The organism is Paraburkholderia sp. XV (genome assembly GCF_020177535.1).
GTDB classification, from domain to species: domain Bacteria; phylum Pseudomonadota; class Gammaproteobacteria; order Burkholderiales; family Burkholderiaceae; genus Paraburkholderia; species Paraburkholderia caribensis.
In genome coordinates this window covers 1-19,075 of sequence record NZ_JAGUUD010000071.1, presented here as the reverse complement: position 1 = coordinate 19,075, position 19,075 = coordinate 1, and the positions used below count along the sequence as shown (strand labels likewise).

At 59.5% G+C, this 19,075-nt stretch carries 18 protein-coding genes and 1 pseudogene; 5 read left to right on the top strand and 14 right to left on the bottom strand.

Features of this window, described 5'->3' with window-relative positions:
• Nucleotides 1-45: 45 nt before the first annotated feature.
• Both KFO72_RS27435 and KFO72_RS27430 read right to left on the bottom strand, forming a co-directional pair.
• Nucleotides 46-720: a response regulator transcription factor gene (locus KFO72_RS27435; RefSeq protein WP_054930616.1), complete on the bottom strand. Its 675-nt coding sequence runs from the start codon at nt 718-720 to the stop codon at nt 46-48.
• Nucleotides 721-926: 206 nt separating this feature from the next.
• The gene (locus KFO72_RS27430; protein WP_082433792.1) at nt 927-1,244 is read right to left on the bottom strand and encodes a DUF4148 domain-containing protein; all 318 of its coding nucleotides are present in this window, start codon (nt 1,242-1,244) and stop codon (nt 927-929) included.
• A 308-nt stretch (nt 1,245-1,552) separates the two neighbouring features.
• Between KFO72_RS27430 and KFO72_RS27425 the strand changes: the two genes are divergently transcribed.
• The gene (locus KFO72_RS27425) at nt 1,553-1,831 is read left to right on the top strand and encodes a DUF4148 domain-containing protein (protein ID WP_054930593.1); all 279 of its coding nucleotides are present in this window, start codon (nt 1,553-1,555) and stop codon (nt 1,829-1,831) included.
• A gap of 59 nt (nt 1,832-1,890) precedes the next feature.
• Here KFO72_RS27425 and KFO72_RS27420 read toward each other — a convergent pair whose 3' ends face one another.
• Nucleotides 1,891-2,817: a LysR family transcriptional regulator gene (locus tag KFO72_RS27420; protein ID WP_054930592.1), complete on the bottom strand. Its 927-nt coding sequence runs from the start codon at nt 2,815-2,817 to the stop codon at nt 1,891-1,893.
• A 362-nt stretch (nt 2,818-3,179) separates the two neighbouring features.
• Between KFO72_RS27420 and KFO72_RS27415 the strand changes: the two genes are divergently transcribed.
• Nucleotides 3,180-4,451, top strand: coding sequence for a porin (locus KFO72_RS27415; protein WP_225033447.1), 1,272 nt, complete (start codon nt 3,180-3,182; stop codon nt 4,449-4,451).
• Between the two features lie 396 nt (nt 4,452-4,847).
• Entirely contained in the window at nt 4,848-6,338 is a 1,491-nt protein-coding gene (locus tag KFO72_RS42345) for a sensor histidine kinase (RefSeq protein ID WP_158512180.1), read from the top strand.
• A gap of 58 nt (nt 6,339-6,396) precedes the next feature.
• On the opposite strand, the gene KFO72_RS27405 is transcribed toward KFO72_RS42345, so the two are convergent.
• The 3 genes from KFO72_RS27405 to KFO72_RS27395 all read right to left on the bottom strand — a co-directional run bounded on the left by KFO72_RS27405 (nt 6,397) and on the right by KFO72_RS27395 (nt 8,498).
• A complete protein-coding gene (locus tag KFO72_RS27405) occupies nt 6,397-6,774 on the bottom strand; it encodes a hypothetical protein (protein ID WP_060605976.1) in 378 nt (125 codons plus the stop codon).
• A gap of 41 nt (nt 6,775-6,815) precedes the next feature.
• On the bottom strand, nt 6,816-7,190 hold the full coding sequence (locus tag KFO72_RS27400; protein ID WP_103323719.1) for a hypothetical protein: 375 nt from the start codon (nt 7,188-7,190) through the stop codon (nt 6,816-6,818).
• Between the two features lie 159 nt (nt 7,191-7,349).
• Complete coding sequence (locus KFO72_RS27395) at nt 7,350-8,498, bottom strand: porin (RefSeq protein ID WP_054930587.1); 1,149 nt, start codon at nt 8,496-8,498, stop codon at nt 7,350-7,352.
• 1,403 nt (nt 8,499-9,901) lie between these two features.
• Here KFO72_RS27395 and KFO72_RS27390 point away from each other — a divergent pair.
• Entirely contained in the window at nt 9,902-10,321 is a 420-nt protein-coding gene (locus KFO72_RS27390; protein ID WP_054930586.1) for a helix-turn-helix domain-containing protein, read from the top strand.
• Nucleotides 10,322-11,056: 735 nt separating this feature from the next.
• Here the strand turns inward: KFO72_RS27390 and KFO72_RS27385 are convergent.
• The 8 genes and pseudogenes from KFO72_RS27385 to KFO72_RS27350 all read right to left on the bottom strand — a co-directional run bounded on the left by KFO72_RS27385 (nt 11,057) and on the right by KFO72_RS27350 (nt 17,593).
• Entirely contained in the window at nt 11,057-11,788 is a 732-nt protein-coding gene (locus KFO72_RS27385) for an IS6 family transposase (RefSeq protein WP_225033446.1), read from the bottom strand.
• A 4-nt stretch (nt 11,789-11,792) separates the two neighbouring features.
• Nucleotides 11,793-12,612 (bottom strand): annotated as a pseudogene (hutG, locus tag KFO72_RS27380) (N-formylglutamate deformylase).
• Between the two features lie 28 nt (nt 12,613-12,640).
• A complete protein-coding gene (locus KFO72_RS27375; RefSeq protein WP_062916836.1) occupies nt 12,641-14,041 on the bottom strand; it encodes a formimidoylglutamate deiminase in 1,401 nt (466 codons plus the stop codon).
• On the bottom strand, nt 14,038-14,586 hold the full coding sequence (locus tag KFO72_RS27370; RefSeq protein WP_054930583.1) for a HutD family protein: 549 nt from the start codon (nt 14,584-14,586) through the stop codon (nt 14,038-14,040). Before KFO72_RS27370 ends, KFO72_RS27375 begins: the two co-directional genes overlap by 4 nt.
• A complete protein-coding gene (locus KFO72_RS27365) occupies nt 14,583-15,347 on the bottom strand; it encodes an amino acid ABC transporter ATP-binding protein (RefSeq protein ID WP_054930582.1) in 765 nt (254 codons plus the stop codon). Before KFO72_RS27365 ends, KFO72_RS27370 begins: the two co-directional genes overlap by 4 nt.
• Nucleotides 15,344-16,012 (bottom strand): amino acid ABC transporter permease, encoded by a 669-nt coding sequence (locus tag KFO72_RS27360; protein ID WP_017774876.1) that lies wholly within the window; start codon nt 16,010-16,012, stop codon nt 15,344-15,346. Before KFO72_RS27360 ends, KFO72_RS27365 begins: the two co-directional genes overlap by 4 nt.
• 17 nt (nt 16,013-16,029) lie before the next feature.
• Nucleotides 16,030-16,803 carry a transporter substrate-binding domain-containing protein gene (locus KFO72_RS27355; RefSeq protein WP_054930581.1) on the bottom strand — a complete coding sequence of 258 codons (774 nt, stop codon included), beginning with the start codon at nt 16,801-16,803 and terminating at the stop codon, nt 16,030-16,032.
• A 40-nt stretch (nt 16,804-16,843) separates the two neighbouring features.
• Nucleotides 16,844-17,593: an IclR family transcriptional regulator gene (locus tag KFO72_RS27350; protein WP_054930615.1), complete on the bottom strand. Its 750-nt coding sequence runs from the start codon at nt 17,591-17,593 to the stop codon at nt 16,844-16,846.
• Nucleotides 17,594-18,626: 1,033 nt separating this feature from the next.
• Between KFO72_RS27350 and KFO72_RS27345 the strand changes: the two genes are divergently transcribed.
• Nucleotides 18,627-19,075: transposase (locus tag KFO72_RS27345; RefSeq protein WP_225033445.1), on the top strand; the 449-nt coding region annotated here is incomplete at its 3' end.

Here is a 19,075-nt window from a genome sequence, read left to right as displayed (position 1 = left end):
TTAATGCCCGCTGCGACATGTAACGGAGTCTGGATACCGGGAGCGTCATCCCAGTAAATAGCCCGACCCGCGAATGGTGCGAATGAGCGGGGTGTCGCCAGCCACATCGATCTTCCGCCGCAAACGGCCTACGTGCACATCGATCAGATTCGTACCAGGGTCGAAGCGGCAGCACCATACCGCCTCGAAGATCATCGTACGGGTGAGCACCTGGCCCGCATGACGCATCATGAATTCGAGCAAACGTAGTTCGGTGGGCTGCAGTGACAGTTCCTGGCCGCGATACGTAACGCGACGGCGTATCAGATCGAGTTCGAGCGGTCCAGTACGCAGCACCGTTTCTTCCTTGCCTACGCGCGGACGGCGTCGCATCAACACTTCGACGCGAGCGGACATCTCCTCGGGGGAGAATGGTTTTATCAGGTAGTCGTCGCCACCGGCGCGCAACCCCTGAATGCGCTGGTCCACATTGGACAACGCGCTCATCACAAGTACGGGTGTTTCGATCCCGACGCCGCGCATCGTGGAGACGATCTTCAGTCCGTCGAGGTCGGGTAGCACCCGGTCGATCGTGATGACATCATAATCGCCGGACATGGCCTTGGCCATGCCGTCGCGCCCAGTTCGGGCAACATCGACGTTAAAGCCACTCGCGGTCAAGGCGCGAACCACATCTTCGACGACCAGATCGTCATCTTCAATAGTGAGAATTTTCGGCATCTGCTTCACCTGTGTCGGCGGCCGTTTGAGACCGTGTATGAAAGACGCTGGTCATCTTCGGGGAGCTCTACTAACAGGTTGCAGCTATGTCGATTAAGGATTCTTTATGTTGTTGCGATGTTCATGAAATAGAGGTTGGCATTTCATTGATATCTGTCGCGGGCGCGGCGGTTTTCGGGCCGGGCCCGACCCGTGTATAGGTTACGCTATTGTCCGGATTCTGCTTGTGCCGAAATACCGGAAGGTGCGGCGCCTGCACAGTCCGCTTCGTACTTGAGATGGAGCCGATGTTCGGCTTCTTCCAGGGGGGCCGGGTAGTCAGCATCGCCGCCACCGGACGGATCATATCCCACAGATTCGAGTTCGCTCAGTTCGTTCATCAATTGGGCGTGCGTGACGGGTCCTTTAAGCGGTGTGAACGGATAGTCGTTGCACTGCTGGGGCGTGAGTTTTCCAGCGGCGAATGCAGAGGCTGTGACGGCAAGCAGTGCGGTGCACGCTAGCGTCCTGAATGTTCGATTCATGATCGTCATCTCCAGAGAAAAATCGCAAAGCACGCGTATCAATGACCGTGTTCCTCGGTGCGGACCGTATAAAACACGACAAGCGCGCTAAACAGGGTAGGAGGGTGGAACTCGCAGAACGGCCTTAGAGAGATGAAGGTCGTTTTAGACGGCATCTCGCGCACAGCCGGGAGTTGCCCGACGGGCGGATAAAATTTTCTTCATGCGTGGATGGTCGTGGCGTTAGCGCGGCGCCCGTATCGTTGATTCAGGGGAGACGTTGCCATTATCGACAATCCGCAATACTGTTCATCGTCCGGAGGGGCATCATGAAGCGAAACCTGATCTTCTTTATCACGGCGTCGACGATCGTCGTTTCCTGGGGAACCGCGTTCGCGCAATCGAACGCATCGCCGCAGGGGCCTTCATTATTGCCCGCCACTACGGGCACGATGCTCCAATCAGGTGAAATCCAGGGGGGGCAATGGGTTCTCCCGGATAGCAACGAGCAAGGGAAGACCCGTGCGCAGGTGAAACAGGAACTGATTCGGGCGCGGCAGGACGGCCAACTCGCCTGGCTAAACAAAACGATCTATGCACATCACTGATGCGTGACGGGCACCGGCGTTTTGCCGGTTGCCCGCAACCCGTTGCGCAGTCGGGTGGTTTAGGCCACAGCACGAAGTGGGACGGAGCGACCTTTGGCGCGGAAGAAACCGACCGAGAAGTCGATGAACGTGCGCACTTTTGCAGTCAACTGAGTGCGTCCGGCGTAGACGATCGATACAGTACGCGATGCGTCTTTGAGAGGATATGACTCGAGAACGCGCACCAGCACGCCTCGTTCGAGATCGTGGCGGATCAGTGGCGTTGGCAGCAAGGCGATGCCCAGATGGCTGACGGCTGCGGCATGCGCTACCGCATGGCTTGGCGTACGCAGTGCATTGCGCAGCGCCTGGACGCGGTAGATTTCCGTACCGTCCGTCAATTCCCATGCTCGTGGGGAGCCATCGGAAACGATGAGCAGGCTGTGTGAGCCGAGAGCGGTGGGCTTGGCGGGCGCGCCGCGCCGCGCAAGATATGCGGGCGACGCCGCAAGCACTTCGTCGAAATTTACGAGCTCCCGGCTAACCATAGACGAGCCGGATTGGCGGCGCGTATCCACGAATCCTACATCGAAACTGCCTTCGATCATGTCGATCTGCGAGTCAAACGACGTAATGTCGAAGTCGACGAGCGGCTGGGTCTGGTGATAGGCGGTGAGCAGTTCGCAAAGCTCTGTTACCGCGAACGCAGCGGAGGTGGCTATCCTCAACGTTCCGTGCGGCGACCGGGTCGTCTTGATCAGGCTCGACTCGATCTCGTCAAGCGTATTGATAATGCTCCGGCACCCCTCAAGATATTCTGTGCCCGCTTCTGTCAATGAAAGGCAACGCGTTGAACGATTGATCAGACGCACGTTCAGGTGTGCCTCGAGCATGTTGATGCTGCGAGTCACGGCAGCGGGGGACATACCCAACTGACGTGCTGCGAGCGCGAAGCTGTTCAGGTCAACCACTCGCATGAAAACGCGCATTCCCTGAATCTGGTTCATTCAAAGGACTCCAGTCCGGCGATGCCATGCATCATCGAATACACCGTCTAACTTTCACACCACATGTTTGTGAAGAAATGTTTACTCGTTAGCTTGGTATGAAAAGCGAAAGCGTCGACAGGAGCCGTGTCGCGCGCGTGCAACTAAGGGACGACCATTTGATAGTGTCGCAAGCCCTTGTGGCCTTATGAAGCAAGTGTGTTTAATTTTCCGGAATACTTAGTTTCTTCATTCAATCATTACCTTGGTAGCAGGTGTCGGAAGCTTTCGATCTAATGTGCCGGCACTTGCATATGTACGCAAGAAAGCGAACCGCACGTTATGTCGCGACCACTCGATCTACGTCCAAGGAGACTTAATAAATGAAGAAGCATCTGATTGCCACGGCCATGTTGAGTTCTTTGATCGGCGCCGCACATGCGGACGACGGAAACAGCGTGACGCTATATGGCGTGCTCGACGTTGCTGTCGGCGCTGTCGAACATAGCGCAGATGCCAGTGCACTATTTCCTGCAACCGTCAATCCGGTAAGCAAAGTGAGCCGTCAGTTTAACCATCCCGTCTATGGGATGTTCAATGGCGGCATGTCTGACTCCCGATGGGGTATCCGTGGCAATGAAAATCTCGGCGGCGGCCTGCACGCATTCTTCGGCCTTGAGTCCGGCATCAATGTGCAGTCTGGCGAACTCAACAACGCGGCGGGTTCGATTGCGGGGACGAACCGCACGGTGGGCGCGGCATCTGCGCTGAACGGACAGTTATTCAACCGGGGGGCGTTCGTCGGCTTGCGCGACGATACATTCGGCTCTGTGGCGCTCGGCCGCACGACGACACTCGGCTTCGATACGATCCTCAACTATGACCCGGTATTCGCTTCTCAACTATTCTCCCCGCTTGGCTTCTCAGGTTCGTATTCTGCGGGGGGTATCACGGAAGGATCGCGTACCGATAACAACATCAAATACACGAACCATACAGGTCCTTTCAACTATGGTATCTCATATAGCTTCGGCGGCGTGGCAGGCAAGTTCGGCGCCGGCTCGACGTTCGGCGCAAACGTCGGCTATGAAGCGAACGGCCTCGGGATACAGGCGACTTACTACAGCGCACGGGATGCCGTTCACTCGGGCGCGCTAACGGGTGCGAATGCGGTGGGCAGTCCGCTCGTCGGGACGAGCGTCGGTACATTAACGTTGAATAACGACGAAGACTTCATGGTGGCTGCGAAATATTCGTTCGGCGCTGCAACGCTTAAAGGCGGTTACGAACGTTTCGAACTGAAAGCTCCAAGCGACCCGGCCGTCGCGGGGACAATCGTTAACTACTACGGCTTCTCGGGGACGCTGACCAATAACTCTACTCCGAGCAAGAATAATCTGTATTTCATTGGTGGCGACTACAGGATCACACCACATCTGGATCTGGCGGCAGGTTTCTACGATACGCAGACAATGCAGTCGCACGGCGTGGCAGGCGGCAACCAGCTTCAATATTCGTTGGTCGCGGACTACCGTCTCAGCCAGCGCACCGATGTGTACGCGGGTTACATGTTCTCAAAGTTCAATGGGGCGGCGTTCGACGGATTCGAACCGACGGACTATATCGTAGCCGCCGGCATCCGCACGTTGTTCTAGAAGTGGAGCGGCGCGCATCGTCGGGTTGTTTTTGACGATGCCGTCGATGCGGGCCAACAAAATTCATAAACTTTCCTTCATGGTTTTGCCCGGTTGTGCAGGAGGGCAGCGGGTCTCGCGCAATGTCGTCACGCGGCTTCAGACCGAGAGCTTCACTGCCCCGTACCGTCGCAATCGCACACCGGCCGATTTCATGTTTCCGTAGCGCTTCACGGCTTCATGAATAGATATCATCGACACGCCTTGTAATGCGCACGTCGTGCGCAACATGTCATTCATCAGTCGAGAGCGAACAGCAATGAAAATAGAGAACCCCGCTTACCACAGTACAAATGCAAGCTTCCCCACGCATGCGAATCGATGCGGGACTGCGCGTTTCGAATCTGCGAGGCGCGTGTGATCGACATCGCTCAACCTGTTGGTCAACTGAGAAGCGAAAGTCAGCCGGTCGAGGGGGATGCTGCCACGCCCGGGGAACAATTAGGCCGGCAGTGGCACACAACGACCTTTCGATGGCTTGCGATCTTCGTTCCCGTGTTCGCGGTGTCGATGGCGGTGCTGATCGGCGTGATTGAGTTTTCGGTGACTCGTGCAATGGAACGTGCAGCCGACGCCGGCGTGCGATGGCAGTTGCGCTATTTCGATTCGGTACCCGTCAGCGAACTCGCGGCCACGATCGACAGCCGCATCGAGCGCGAGCATCGCCACGTGAACTATTACGGCCTGTTCGACGCGAATGGGCGGCACGTCGCGGGCGACATGGTGGACATGCCCGCGGGGTTGATTCTCGATGCCCCGGGGGCCGCGCACGGCTTGACCAAGGGCGTGACGCTGACACTGGCGAACGGTCATGCGGCTCTGATCGTGAGGGCAATGGGAGAGCGCCGTGGAGACGGAAAGCGGCTCATCATTGCCCGCAGCCTGGCCGATGTGACACGCGTACGCAACGAGCTGATGCACGCAGCGCTGGGAGGAGCGCTGTTATGCCTGGTCGCGAGTGTTGTGGCGTGCCTCCTGCTGAGCTTGCACCAGATGCGCAGGGTGGCGGACATGCGCCGCGTTACGGCGCTCATTGCGGGGGGGGATCTCGATCAGCGGCTGCGGGTGCAGGGGCGCGATGAACTCGATATGCTCGCGCATCTCGTCAATCGGATGCTCGATGAAATCGAGCGTGTGATCGCAGAGATCAAAACTACATGCGATGGCATCGCGCATGACTTGCGCACACCCCTCGTCCGATTACGCCTGCAACTGGCTAGTCTGGCTGAGCATGCGGCGCAGCGCGGTGATAGAGTGGCCGATGAAATAATCGAACGCCTGCGCGCGGAGGCCGATTCGGTATTGTTGCGTTTCAACGCGATGCTGCGCATCGCAGAGATTGGATCGATGCAACGGCGCAGTGGCTTCAGGCCGATATCTATGAACGTACTGGCAGAGGAACTGGTCGAGCTTTACTCGCCGCTCGCTGAAGAAAAGTCCATCCAGTTGAAATACGATGCAGTACCGGTGAATGCTATTCACGGCGACCGTGAACTGCTCATAGAGGCGCTTGGGAACCTGCTCGATAACGCAATCAAGTTTGCACCGGCGGGCACACGTGTCACGCTCAGTTTGCATCCTTCGCTCTGCGGGCCTTGTATCACGATCGCCGACCAGGGGCCTGGCATCCCTGTTGGCGAACGTGAGGCGGTGACGAAACCATTCTACCGCACGCAGTACGCCCGCAATACACATATAGGGGGGACGGGCCTCGGCCTTTCGATCGTCGCCGCGGTATTACGGTTGCACGATTTCCGCATGCACATCGGAGACGGGTGTGATGGAAAGCACTGTGGTGCGTTGATTACGATCGAGTTCTGGCCGCATATGCTGCATCCTGCAATGTAAAGTGGAGCGGGCTGGGTGCGCAGAACCCGCGGCGCGGAACGCCGCGTGCGGAACTGTTTCACATGAAGAGACGGGTTCGCTCGCTTGCATGCGAGGCGCCCAGAGGAGCCATGATCTCGCTGAGCCGTTCGATGCTGGCTCGTGGCAAACCGAAGCCTGTCCAACCATAACCGCTATGACGGAAGAACACGACGAGTCCATCCAGCAGTGGGTTTTGAACTGTTTGCCAACGTGGCGCGGTTTCTATTACGTATTGATGTGAAAGGGCCGGTGTGTCGGAGGTCTCAGGCCCGACGTCGGAGCGCACCGTGCTTAGGTACTCGATCAGTTGATCGAGCTGCGATGCGTCGAGCTGTGCACGATCATTTCCAAGCTTGAGCAGCAGAGATTGCTCGCCATACTCGTTAATAATCTCCATGTCGATATCGGACAGCATTGTGTTCTCCAGATTGTGGGGCGCTTGAGATAGGGTCCTGGTCAGTTCGCCGACATTGGTATAGGTACCGGTGTGGCAATGAAATTAGCAAACTGATCGAGAAGCACCGGCACCTGGGCATGTGGAATGAAGAAGCCCGTCCAGCCGTAGCCAGTGTGCCGCAACAATACGACGAGTCCATCTCCGTTGGGGTGTGGCTCCGCATGCCAGCTCGGGTTGATCTCGATCACATAATGATGCGTTGGAGACATCTGAGTCGCGATGCCAGGACGCATCGCGGCGCGGAAGAAGCCGAGACGTTCGATCAACCGTTCAGTCTCATGGCCGTCCATGTGTAATTGACGTGTGCCGACCGTAATCGATAACACATTTTGTCCATTGTTTCCGAACATTTCAATTTTTAGCCCGTGATGCATAAGATTGCCTCCAGCCAAAGACGGTTGATGGTACGACACGGAAGTTACGTACCATCGCAGCGTGATGCAACGCCAAACGGATGAAAGAGTTTTTAGGTTCGGCGGCGCGTGATCCAAGGCACAATCTGTATCCTCGACTGCACTCACCGGGTGACGCGACTAGAAGCGATGAATCATCGCGACGCGATAAACCATCTGATTCGGCGACGACGACGCGGCCGGGCTGGCGAGAAGCTGTGCGTTGTCGAATTCCGTACCTGTATGAGCGCTCTGAACGTGCTGATACGCGCCCTGAAGATAAAGCGACGTCCGCGCGCTGAGATCATAGTCAAGCATCAGTGATACCTGGTGCCATCGCGGGCTGTAGTCGCCTGCCGTCGAGTCTAGCTTTCCGAGCGTATATGCATAGGCGGCACCGATCCACAGATCCGGCTGGAAGTAATACTGACCATTGAGCTGGAAGTTGTCGAATTTCCATGACGACCACGTGCCGCCCTGGGGCTGAATGGTGCCAGTCAGAAAGGCATTAGCGGTCGGTGCGTCAATCTGGGTATGGGAGTAATCGAACGCGAGGAAAAACTTGTTCCACTTGTAGCCGACAGCGGCATCGATATTCTGTTGGGACGAACCGCTGAACACCGCGTCGTTGGTGACGGCGCCTGACGTACCCGCGCCGGGGTTGTCGATCTTCATATAGGCCAGCGCCGCCGTAAGTCCGCCATTCTGATACTGGCCAGCAACACTGTACAAGCGGTTTTCAGCAAAGCCGCCAGCGGTGTTGCTGAAGCCGTACATGGCTTCGCCCGTGAGCCCTGCAATAGTGGGCGAGACATACTTGACCGAATTGTTGACGCGAAAATCCCAGTCGGAGTTGTCATTGTCAAACGGGGTGGCGCCAAGGTCACCCTCCCAATTGCCGGCTGCCGTCAGCGCGCTGAAGAAATCGACGGTTGGATCATACTGGCGGCCCAGCGTCAGCGTGCCATAGGTTTCCGAGGCGAGGCCAGCATAGGCCTGTCTGCCAAAGAGGCGCTGCCCTTGACCCAGTTGCCCGGTGCTTGCATCGAAGCCTCCTTCGAGTCCGAACACAGCCTTGTTACCCGCGCCGAGGTCTTCCACGCCCTTAAGACCCCACCGGCTGCCTACGACGTCACCGCTCTTGATCTGATACGCGGAGCCATGCCCTGCGTTATTCGTGAAGTTCAGACCCTCGTCAATCAGGCCATACATCGTCACGCTACTTTGCGCGCAGGCGCTCCCAGCCCACATCAGCAGTGCAGGAATCAGCAGCCGCATTTTCGTATTCATTCCCGTCGTTCCTTGGTCACTAATCGTTCAGGTTGAGTGGAAAGACTGCGCACCCGCTATGTGGCGGCCGCGCAGATGCACTTGATTGAGCGCGTTGTGAGTCTAGGGAGCCAGTTTTTAAGGCGGGAAAGAAACACTGAAATTCTGAATTGCAGCGAAGCGGATTGTGGCGACTATTTGGCGAGCATCGGAGCGAAATCCGAGAGCAGCGCTGGCCAATAAATTCGGAATACGGAGCGAGTCCTAACCTAAAGAATAATTCATCTAACTGCTTTCGGTCGGATCGGGACTTTTCTGTATGCTCTCTTTTAGAGTGTGTCGAAATGAACGGATGAACGCGAGATCGCGGTTCCTGCCGCAAACTCAGAGGTGACGCATGACTACATGGACAATTAAAAGGAAACTGCTCGCGAGAACCACAATTCGGCTCGTGTTTCTTTTGGTAGCGATCGCCCCGGTCGGCGCGCAAGCAAAGATTGACCAGAACGCAGACTACCATCACGCAGGACTCCGTTCGTCGCCTTCGCGTCTGGCGTATGCGGATCGCCGTACCGTCTCGAATTCCCGATTTGTGAGCGCAGGACCGAATCGAAGAACGGGCATGCAGGATTTCGGTTCAAGCAGGGTCGTGAAGGGGGGGAAGGAATAACATCCACATGCCTTTTTGCAAGCGGCGCAATTCACGCAGGTGGTGAATAGTGATAGCCAGATGGGAGTGCCTCATGGTTTGGCTGGAACATCGTTCACGCCTTTCGCCCGGACATCGTTCCGGGCTCTTTTCTGTCCAGTGCGCCAGTTGAGGGCGTCGCTGATGTCAGCCCGACCGTCCGTCGAGCCTGCTGCGGATCTGCTCGCGGGGTTGTCACCCGCTTTCATTTGATCCCTCACGATTTCGGCTACATCCATAGTTCGCGCGCTAGCTACGCGGGACGCAACTTCAGCGCGTCGCTTGAAGCGTCGCATAGAAATATAGGATTCCTTCAAGACATGTCAAAGCCAGATTCAGATGTCCGCTGTCCAGCCAAGTTCAGTTGTCCGCTTTTGCGGGGTTAGAAATCCACTGGGCTGCCTGCAGGTCTTCCGGGCAGTGCGGGTGGTTGTACCATGACGGCGGCTGTATCGTGCTTTCCTCACTGCGGCCGGTTCGCTGCGGTGGTCGGCCATGGTGGGCGGTGACGGACGCATGAGTGTGGCCAGGCGCGACATTCCGTCGGAATGAGATGCTCACCACGCTGTGGCGCGCAGCTGTTTCCGGTTGGCTTACCAGACACACGGCGAAGCGCTTGCCGGTTCCCGGTCGATTATTGATTCCAAATCAAGAGTGTTTTGATTGCACGAGGCTATGAAACAAGTTTTCCATGCGACAGGATGTCAAGCCCAGCTGCCTTTTGATTCTCTAAGACATGGAACGAATCACCAACCCTCTGACCGCGCAAGACGAAAGTTGCGGATCGATGAGCGAAGCGGAAGACAGCCGCTTGGCTAGGGAGCTTGATGCTGTTGAAGCGGCCAAGGACCTGATGCTTGCGACACTGTGTATTGGTACGTCGATAGAAGCTGTAGCAGCTTCTATTCGGATGTCAAAGGGGCACTTCCTGCGCGTGTTCAAACGCACCACAGGAACGACACCCCACAGTTGGCGCCTTGGAGCAAAGGTGCGCAGTTCACAACGGGATCTGCAAAAAGGCGATTTAAGCCTGACCGTAATCGCGCACAAATACGGATTCGCTGACTATGCACATTACAGTCGGGTTTTTAAGCAAGTCATCGGCACATCCCCAAGTGTCTGGCAGGCAATGGCGACCCACGACGCCGGGCGATGAACGGCGGACGCTCGCTCGTGGGCGAGCGACTCGACGAGGCTTGGGGCTCCGTCGACTTACAACTGACCGTAACGATTTCTTTCAAATCCGGCGAGCCAAGGGGGCTGCGGCCGGAGCGCCATACGCATGTGGTCGACGCGAGCTCCGTCGGGGCCGCGTAAGCTATTTGGATTATGGCACGTGGCTCTTGCGCTTTCTGCCCAGCAGAAATGGCGGCACCCGGAACAACCTCGCGCTCAGTCAGCCAAAAAAGAAAAGCCCGCGCTATAGCGGGCCGAATCCATATCAGGAGGAGACATGGAGGAGACGGGGTAAGGATAAACCCGTATCGTAAAAACGCAAGTCTACCGAGGAACTTAAAAGCCTGTCCCAGCGGCCGTCCGCTTGTTGTCATGCGCTCGCCCTGGAAGCATTTGCCGTACGTCATCCCGTAAAACGATGTGATGAAAAAGCGCGGCCGCGGCATGGACAGCCGCGACGGCAATGGTGGTCCAGCCTACAAGATCTAAGTTTCGCCGATGGCGTGTTGCCTTGTCCGCCGCCCCGAATGGAGGCGGTATCGGAAGGCCGAACAAGCTCATCGCCTCGCTCCCAATCACCGCAGCGCGAAGCCGAGCACCGTCTCACCGACAAGCAGCACATATCGGCTCTGGAATGGGGCGGGTACCCTGATCGCCGGCACTGTCAAGTTGAGGTGCGTAGGCTACGTGTCTGTATACCGCGTAGGTATCCTTATCAGCTAACTCGTTCGACTGCGGTTGCGGTAGCCCATTTATGCCATGTGGCGAGGCGTTCTTTTAGTATGGCGCGATGACATGCCGCGTTCATCTGATGTCTGGGCAACGCGAAGTGCTGCCGGATCGGGCCGAAGCATGAGAGAAACGCCTGCGTGCGACGCGCGTCACGAAAGCCGCACATCTGGCGTTCGCGCCTGCGGATTGGCTGGTGGCTGTTCTCGGCGCGGTTGTTCACGCGAGCAGCCGCTTTGACGAAGACGTGCTTTACCTGAGCGAGTTCAGGAATGTCAGCCTTCGCCGCCGGATAACTGCGCAGTTGATCGGTAACGATCTTGCGCGGCACCGGGTTTGATCGCAGCACCCGCCTGAAGAAGCGCTTCGCGGCGGCCTTATCACGGCGCTTTTGTACCAGCACGTCGAGCTCGGCACCATGCTCGTTGACCGCACGCCACAACAGATACGGCTCGCCTCGCAGTGTCACGAACATCTCGTCAAGGTGCCAGGTGCTGCCCGACTTCCGCCGCACCAACTTCGCCCACCGGGCGAATCCCGCGCCGAACTTGTCGCACCAGCAGCGGACCGTCTCGTACGTGACCACGACGCCACGGTCAAGCAACAACTCCTCAATGTCGCGCAGGCTCAGGTTGAACCGGAAATACCAGCGAACGGCGCAACTGATGACAACAGCAGGGAGGCGGTGGCCGTGATAAAGCGATTTCGTCTTGTTCATCGCTTCATTCTACCGTTGTCTGTCCACCAACCTGACACCGCCTTGCGTCGAGCGCACCATTCACCATGCCGCGTACCACCGGCTCCACTTTCTTCGCGACCTCGGGCAGATAGTCGAACGGCGCGTTCTCGCTCATGTAGGTGGACTGGCACATCTCCAGTTGCACCGCATGCACGCCGTCATGCGGCGCGCCGGCGTGCCGTGTGATAAAGCCGCCCTTGAAGCGGCCGTTCGCAATCCACGTGAACGGACTCGCCGCGGCGACGCGCTGCACCGCTTCCTGCACTGAAGGCGCGGCGGTGCGGCCATCTTGGGTGCCGATGTTCAGGTCCGGCAGCTGGCCTTCGAATAACCGTGGCAGCACGCTCGCGATCGAGTGCGCTTCCCACAGTAGCACGTTGAGATGCTGGCGGCGCAAGCGCGTCAGTTCTTCATGCAGGGCGTCGTGATACGGCTGCCAGTAAGTGGCCACGCGGCGATTGCGTTCGGCCGCGTCCAGCGCGCAGCCGTCGCGATACAGCGGCTCGCCGCGAAAGGTCTCGGTCGGGCACAGCGACGTGGTGGTCTGCCCCGGATATAGGCTCTCGTCGTTCGACGGCCGGTTCAGGTCGATCACGTAACGTGACACGCGCGCACCTAGAATCGTTGCGCCGAGCGCGCGGGCGAATCCGTAGAGGCGGTCCAGATGCCAGTCAGTGTCAGCTGACGTTCAGCGCGATATCGGTGTACCGGTCGCGCAGCGCAACCGGGATGTGCGTGCCTAGATGGGGAATGGAAATCATCAGCGGCGCATCGCCGCGGTCGAGTGAGAAGAGATCGTTCATGGAGCCTGGGATCGGTTGACGGTTGCGCTCAGGCGTCGGCGAGAAGCTGCGCCAACGCCCGGCGATAGTCCGCGTAAAGCCTGGCTTCGTCGCGATGACGGCGCTCGTGGATCACGCGCTCGCCGTTGACGAAGACGTCGCGCACCGGTGTTTCGCCGTGCTCGCAAAAGACGGCGGACGACAGCCACGTCGCGCCGGTCTGCTCGGCGAGATCGGGATGGTCGGGATCGAGCACGATCCAGTCCGCTTGCGCGCCCTGCTTGAGGGCGCCGGCCGCGCGGCCGGTCGCACGTGCGCCGCCCGCAAGCGCGCCCTGGAACAGGCGGTCGGCGACATGCGATGCCTGCGGCGAGGCCAGCACGTTGCGCTGACGCCGCGCGAGCCGCTGGCCATATTCGAGCAGGCGCAGTTCCGCGCGCCAGTCCACGCCGATATGGCTATCCGAGCCGACGCCGAATGCGCCTCCTGCATCGAGGTAGTCGCTTGCGGGGAACAGGCCGTCGCCGAGATTCGCTTCAGTCGTGAGGCACAGGCCCGCTATCGCGCCGCTCTTCGCGAGTGCAAGCGTTTCGCGTTCGTCGACGTGCGTCGCATGCACGAGGCACCAACGCGCGTCGACGTCGAAACGCTCGAGCAGCCATTGCACGGGCCGTGCGCCGAGCGCTGCGACGCAGGCATCTACTTCCGCGGTCTGCTCCGCAATGTGGATATGCACCGGTGCGCCGGGCGACATCGCGTCGAGTCCTTCGAGCGCGGCGCGCAATGAATCCTCCGATACAGCGCGCAGCGAGTGCGGCGCGATTCCGTAACGCAGCGCGCCGTGTTCCGGACGCGCGGCGCGCAGCGCGCCGAGAAGCTCCAGAAAGGCGTCGGTCGCGTTGATGAAGCGGCGCTGGTCGGCGCGCGGCGGTTGCGCGCCGAAGCCGCTGTACTGATAGAGCACCGGCAGCATCGTCATGCCGATGCCGGTCTCGACCGCGGCATCCACGACGCGCTGCGCGAGTTCGGCCGGATGCGAGTGACGGCCGCCGTCCTGCGCGTGGTGCACGTAGTGGAACTCACAGACGGACGTATAGCCCGCCTTGAGCATCTCGACATACAGCCAGCGCGCTATCGCACCGAGCATCTCGGGCGTGATGCGTGCGGCGAAGCGGTACATCAGGTCGCGCCAGCTCCAGAAGCTGTCCGTGGGATTGGCGCGGTATTCCGTGAGGCCGGCCATGGCGCGCTGAAACGCGTGCGAATGCAGGTTCGGCATGCCCGGAATGACCGGCCCCGCTGCGACCCCGGCATCCGTCGGCGCGGTGGTTGTGTCGGGCGTAACGGCGACGAGCGTACCCGCGTCGTTCCACTCGATCAGAACGTTGGTGCGCCAGCCGTCAGGCAGCAGCGCATGGGCTGCGAAGAGCGATTTCGGTGATAAATTCAAGAGTCGGCATCCGTATTCAGCGACGTGCACACCAGCACGCCATCTCCTTCTATGGCGATCTCGACGGGATTCGCCCGGTCGATGCGCAGCGTGTCGAGTGGCGTCAGCGCGATGCACGCCGGCCCGGCCCGCACCTCGCTCGATCCCTGCGCGCAAAGCAGCAACGCCGTGTCCGCGGCGAAGGTCCGGCGCCCCGGCGCGCGCACGATGTCGACTGAGGCGCGCGCCGCGCCGCGGTACGTCATCAGGTTGAACACCCGCACCGTGCCGTTTGCGAGGTGCGCCGTCACTGGCGCCTCGCCGGTGAAGTGCGCAACGTCAAACGCACCCAGGACGCCTGCGCCACCGAGCGTCATCCCTGCGCCGTCGAGAACCATCAACAGGCGGTCGATGCCGTCGAAACGCGAGAACGGCCCGTCGCGATCGATATCGGCAATGCTCACGCGCCACGCGTGCGCACAGGACGCGACGTCGCGCGTGATGCCGCCGCCGTTTTTCCACGGCGACGCCACGAGCGCGGCGCCGCGTATCAAGGTCGGGTTCACGCGCGCGACAGCACGGCCTGCAGGAACGAGCGGGTGCGGGGTTGCGTGGGCGTCGAGAAAATCTGCGCGGGCGGCCCCGCTTCAACGATCTCGCCGCCATCCATCACGACCACGACATCGGCCACTTCCTTCGCGAAGCCCATCTCGTGCGTAACAACGAGCATGGTCATGCCTTCGGAGGCGAGCAGCTTCATCACCTGCAGCACTTCGCCCACAAGTTCGGGGTCGAGCGCGGAAGTCGGTTCGTCGAAGAGCATGACGCGCGGCTGCATTGCCAAAGCCCGCGCGATGGCGACGCGCTGCTTCTGGCCGCCCGAAAGGCTCGCAGGCATCGCATCCGCCTTGTGCTCGAGACCCACCTTCTTGAGCAGGGCAAGCGCAGCGGCTTCGGCGTCGGCTTTCGAGGCGCCGCGCAGCATGCGCGGACCCACCGTGATGTTGTGCAGCACCGAGAGATGCGGGAACAGGTTGAACGACTGGAACACCATGCCCACTTCGGTGCGCAGCGCGTTGAGCGGGCGGTCCTTGAGCATCGTGCCGTGATCGACGAGCCGGTGACCGCAAATATCGATCGTGCCGCGCTCGGGCTGTTCCAGTCCATTGCAGCAACGCAGGAAGGTGCTCTTGCCGGAACCGCTCGGCCCGATCACGACCACGACCTGGCTCGGCTGGATGTCGAAGTCGATGGCGTTCAATACGCGATGTGTGCCGAACGACTTCGTGAGTTCACGAATGCTGACGATGGGTTGAACGCTGCTCATTGCACCATGCCTCCTGCGCGCAGCCGACGCTCGACGCGATGAAGAATGAAGTTGGTCGCCTGCGTGAGCACGAGATACACGAGCGCGATCACGATATACACTTCGAGCGACCGGTAGGACACGCTGATGATTTTCTGGCCTTCGTGCATGAGGTCGTCGATCGTCAGTAGCGACACCAGGGCCGAGTTCTTGATCAGCGCGATGAACTCATTGCCGAGCGGGGGGATCATGCGCACGATGGCCTGCGGCAGAATGATCGCGCGCATGGCCTGTCCCGACGACATGCCGATGGAGCGTGCCGCTTCCATTTGTCCTCGATCCACGGACTGGATCGCGCCGCGCACGATCTCCGACACGTAGGCCGCCGAATACAACCCAAGCCCGAGCATCCCGCAGACGAACGCGGGAAGCAGGATATTGAACTGCGGCAGGCCGAAGAACAGCAAGAACAGCTGCACGAGCAGCGGTGTGCCGCGGAAGAAGATCAAGTAGCCGGTGCAAAAGCCGTAAACGAGCCGCCGTTGCGGATAGAGCCGGCCGATGCCAATCAGGAGGCCGAGCAGGCACGAGAGCACGAGCGCGGCGGCGGTCACTTCAACTGTGACCAGCGCGCCGTGCGCGATGTCGGCCCAACCGGCGAACGCCGGCGTGAAGTCGAGTTGCATGAGTCGGGTCCGCCGGATTACTTGGCGTTCGCCGCAGTGCTGGTACTCGCGCCGAACCACTTCTTCACGATGGCGTCGTAAGTGCCGTCCGCCTTGATCTTCGCGAGCGCGGCGTTCATCTGGTCGCGTAGTTGCGGTTCATCCTTGCGCACCGCGATGCCGTACGCTTCGGTCGTCAACTCCTTGTCGAGCACACGGAAACCGGGGCGCGTGCGCACAAACTGATACGCGGCGGGCTTGCCAGTGACGGCGGCGTCGGCACGGCCGATACCAACGAGATCAAACATCTCCTGGTTCTTTTCCACCTCCACTCGCTGCACCTGCGGATAGTTGTCGCGCAGGAAATTGACTGACTTCGTGCCGACCTGCACGCTTACTTTCTTGCCGTTGAGATCGGCGAGGGTTTTGATCGGCGAGTCCGCCTTGACGAGCGCGGAGAGACCGCCCGCGAAGTAGGACTGTGTGAAATCGACCACTTGCGCGCGCTCAGGCGTGATGTAGATGCCCGAGATCGCCGCGTCGAACCGCCGCGCCACAAGACCCGGAATGAGCCCCTTGAAGTCGATGTCCGTCCACTGGACCTGCTTACCCATCGCCTTGGCCAGCGCGTTCATGATGTCGATGTCGAAGCCGGTGCGCTGGCCTTTGTCGACGAATTCCATCGGCGGGAAGGTTGCGTCGGTTGCAACGTTGAGCGCGTTCGAATCCTGCGCGGATGCCGTGCCGGGCGCGATCGCCGTCAGCAACGCCATGCCGAGGCTTGCAGTGGAGAGAAGGGTTTTCAGTTTCATGGTGCGGGCTCCAAAGTGTGTGGTCGTGGTTGAGTGAGGCTCAGGCAGATTGCAGTCGGGTAGAAATGCTGTTGGCCGTTCGCACGGTCCAGTCGGCGAGTTGTTGTTCGCGGCCCGCCGCGCGCAAGGACGGGGCCATCAGCGTGATCGATGCGCTCGCGCCCGCGCCGCGCGACATGCGCCGGAACACGGGCGCACTCACGCCCCAGACTCCGGGATCGACTTCGCTGTCACTTACGGCGTAACCGCGCGCGCGAATGCGCTCGAGCTCCGTTTCGAGGGCGGCCCGCGCCGCGTCGTCGCCGGCGAACTGGCGCTCCAGCGCTTCGTTGCGCGTTCTCTCCGCCATGAAGGCGAGCAGCGACTTGGCGGACGCGCCCGCGCGCAACGGCACCGCGCGGCCTTTTTCGAACGAGCAACGCAGCGAGTGCGTGCTCTCGACCATCTCGAGGCAGATCACCTGGTCGTTCACGGCGATGATGAGCCCGACGCTCTCCTGCGTCGCGCGCGAGAGCTCCGCCATGCCGTCGCGGCTCGCTTCGACCAGCATCGAATTGATGTCGAAGCCGAGTGCGAGCTGCAGGCTCACAGGACCAGGGGCATAGCAGCCCGCGTCCTCCGTCACGAAGCCCCAGCGCTTAAGCAGCGCGATCTGGCGATAGAGCGTGCTTTGCGCGAGGCCGGTCACGCCGAGCATGTCCTTCACGGACATGGCTTTGCCGTGGCTCGCGAGCGAAGCAAGTACGAGCAGCAGGCGCTCGGCGCCGATGACGCTGGATTCCTGTTTCACGTTGAGTTTTGCCCGAAGAGATGGGATTCCGATCACGCAGAATGCCACGTCGCTCCCGCTGGACAAAAATGCGATTCCCATTCAATGGGAATGTCGACTTAGGGTTTACACTATCCCATACCTAAAACCATGCTCAGCCGCAGCAGTACCGCAATGCGAACGTCGCAGTCGTTACGCAGGCGGGCAGACGCAACAGCGCCATCGTGTCTTAAACCGCAACGCCAACGTCGCCTCGATCGCACGGCGCTAGGCACTGAAGTTAGCTCTTTTGAATTTGGACCTGCCGGCTTGAGCCACTCGCATGGCTCGTCGACTGGTCGGACGAAAGCAGCCATGGTTTCTTCCAACACATGGCCTCGTTTGACGCGTCGTTTGATCAGGGTGCGGCCACCATGACATCGCTTTCCGTGATTTTTAAATTTCGGCCCTGCGGTCGAATAATCGGTGTATTTCATTACCCGACGCCAAAATCATGATCCAGCGACCGGCGGTTCAGGGGCGGAAAGCGCCGACCGCATCGGTCGAGGCCGTTTCATAACGCATGCCGCCGTTGACAGCTGTGGAAATCGACTTGCGAGGACGGCCTACAACGGCTTCAATTTTTGAGACGCGAGTTCTACGCGTGAAGGAGAGTAAGAAATGGGCTCATGGGTCCGCTGCAAGTGTGATCAACTCGTACATAAAAACCTATTCTGCGGAACAGGCATATCTTTGCTCGCGATGGAGGAATTCCTTGATGAGAACCATCTAGGAAAAAGCGCGGGTGACCTGATCTCCGATCTCGTACGACGGTCTGAACTCCTACTTACATGCTGGAACTGCGGACGAAAAATCTTTGTGAAGGAAACCAAAGACGTGTTCGAGATCCGTTTCTTCAAGCCAGAACAAGACGGGTAAAGGTAAAGCTGCAAGGGAGACTCATATGGCGTCAAACGGCCGCTTTTGGAAACCGCGACTGGCCGCTGCGGGTCCAGAGTGTGTCAAAACGCATTGATCGCCTAAACTGAATCAACGCATTGAGCCCGGGTGACTCATGAAGCGATTCGTTGAAGGCGATGACCGCAAGCAGGTCGCACTACTTCCAGAATGCGTGGATGACTACATCGGACAGGACAACCCGGTCAGGGTCATAGACGCCTTCGTCGACGAACTGGATCTTGCAGAACTCGGTTTCGACGGTACCACGCCGGCGATGACGGGCCGCCCGTCCTACCATCCGGGTGTGATGCTGAAGATCTATATCTACGGCTACCTGAACCGGATACCTTCCAGCCGGCGTCTTGAGCGTGAATGCCAGCGCAACGTCGAGTTGATGTGGCTAACGGGACGTCTGGCTCCGGACTTCAAGACGATCGCCGACTTTCGCCGTAACAGCGGCGCAGCCATTCGCAATGTATGCCGGCGTTTCGTCGAACTGTGCCGTGGGTTGGTCGACTGGCTTCTCAAGATGCGGCGATTGCCCGAAGGATTGATGCTCGATCG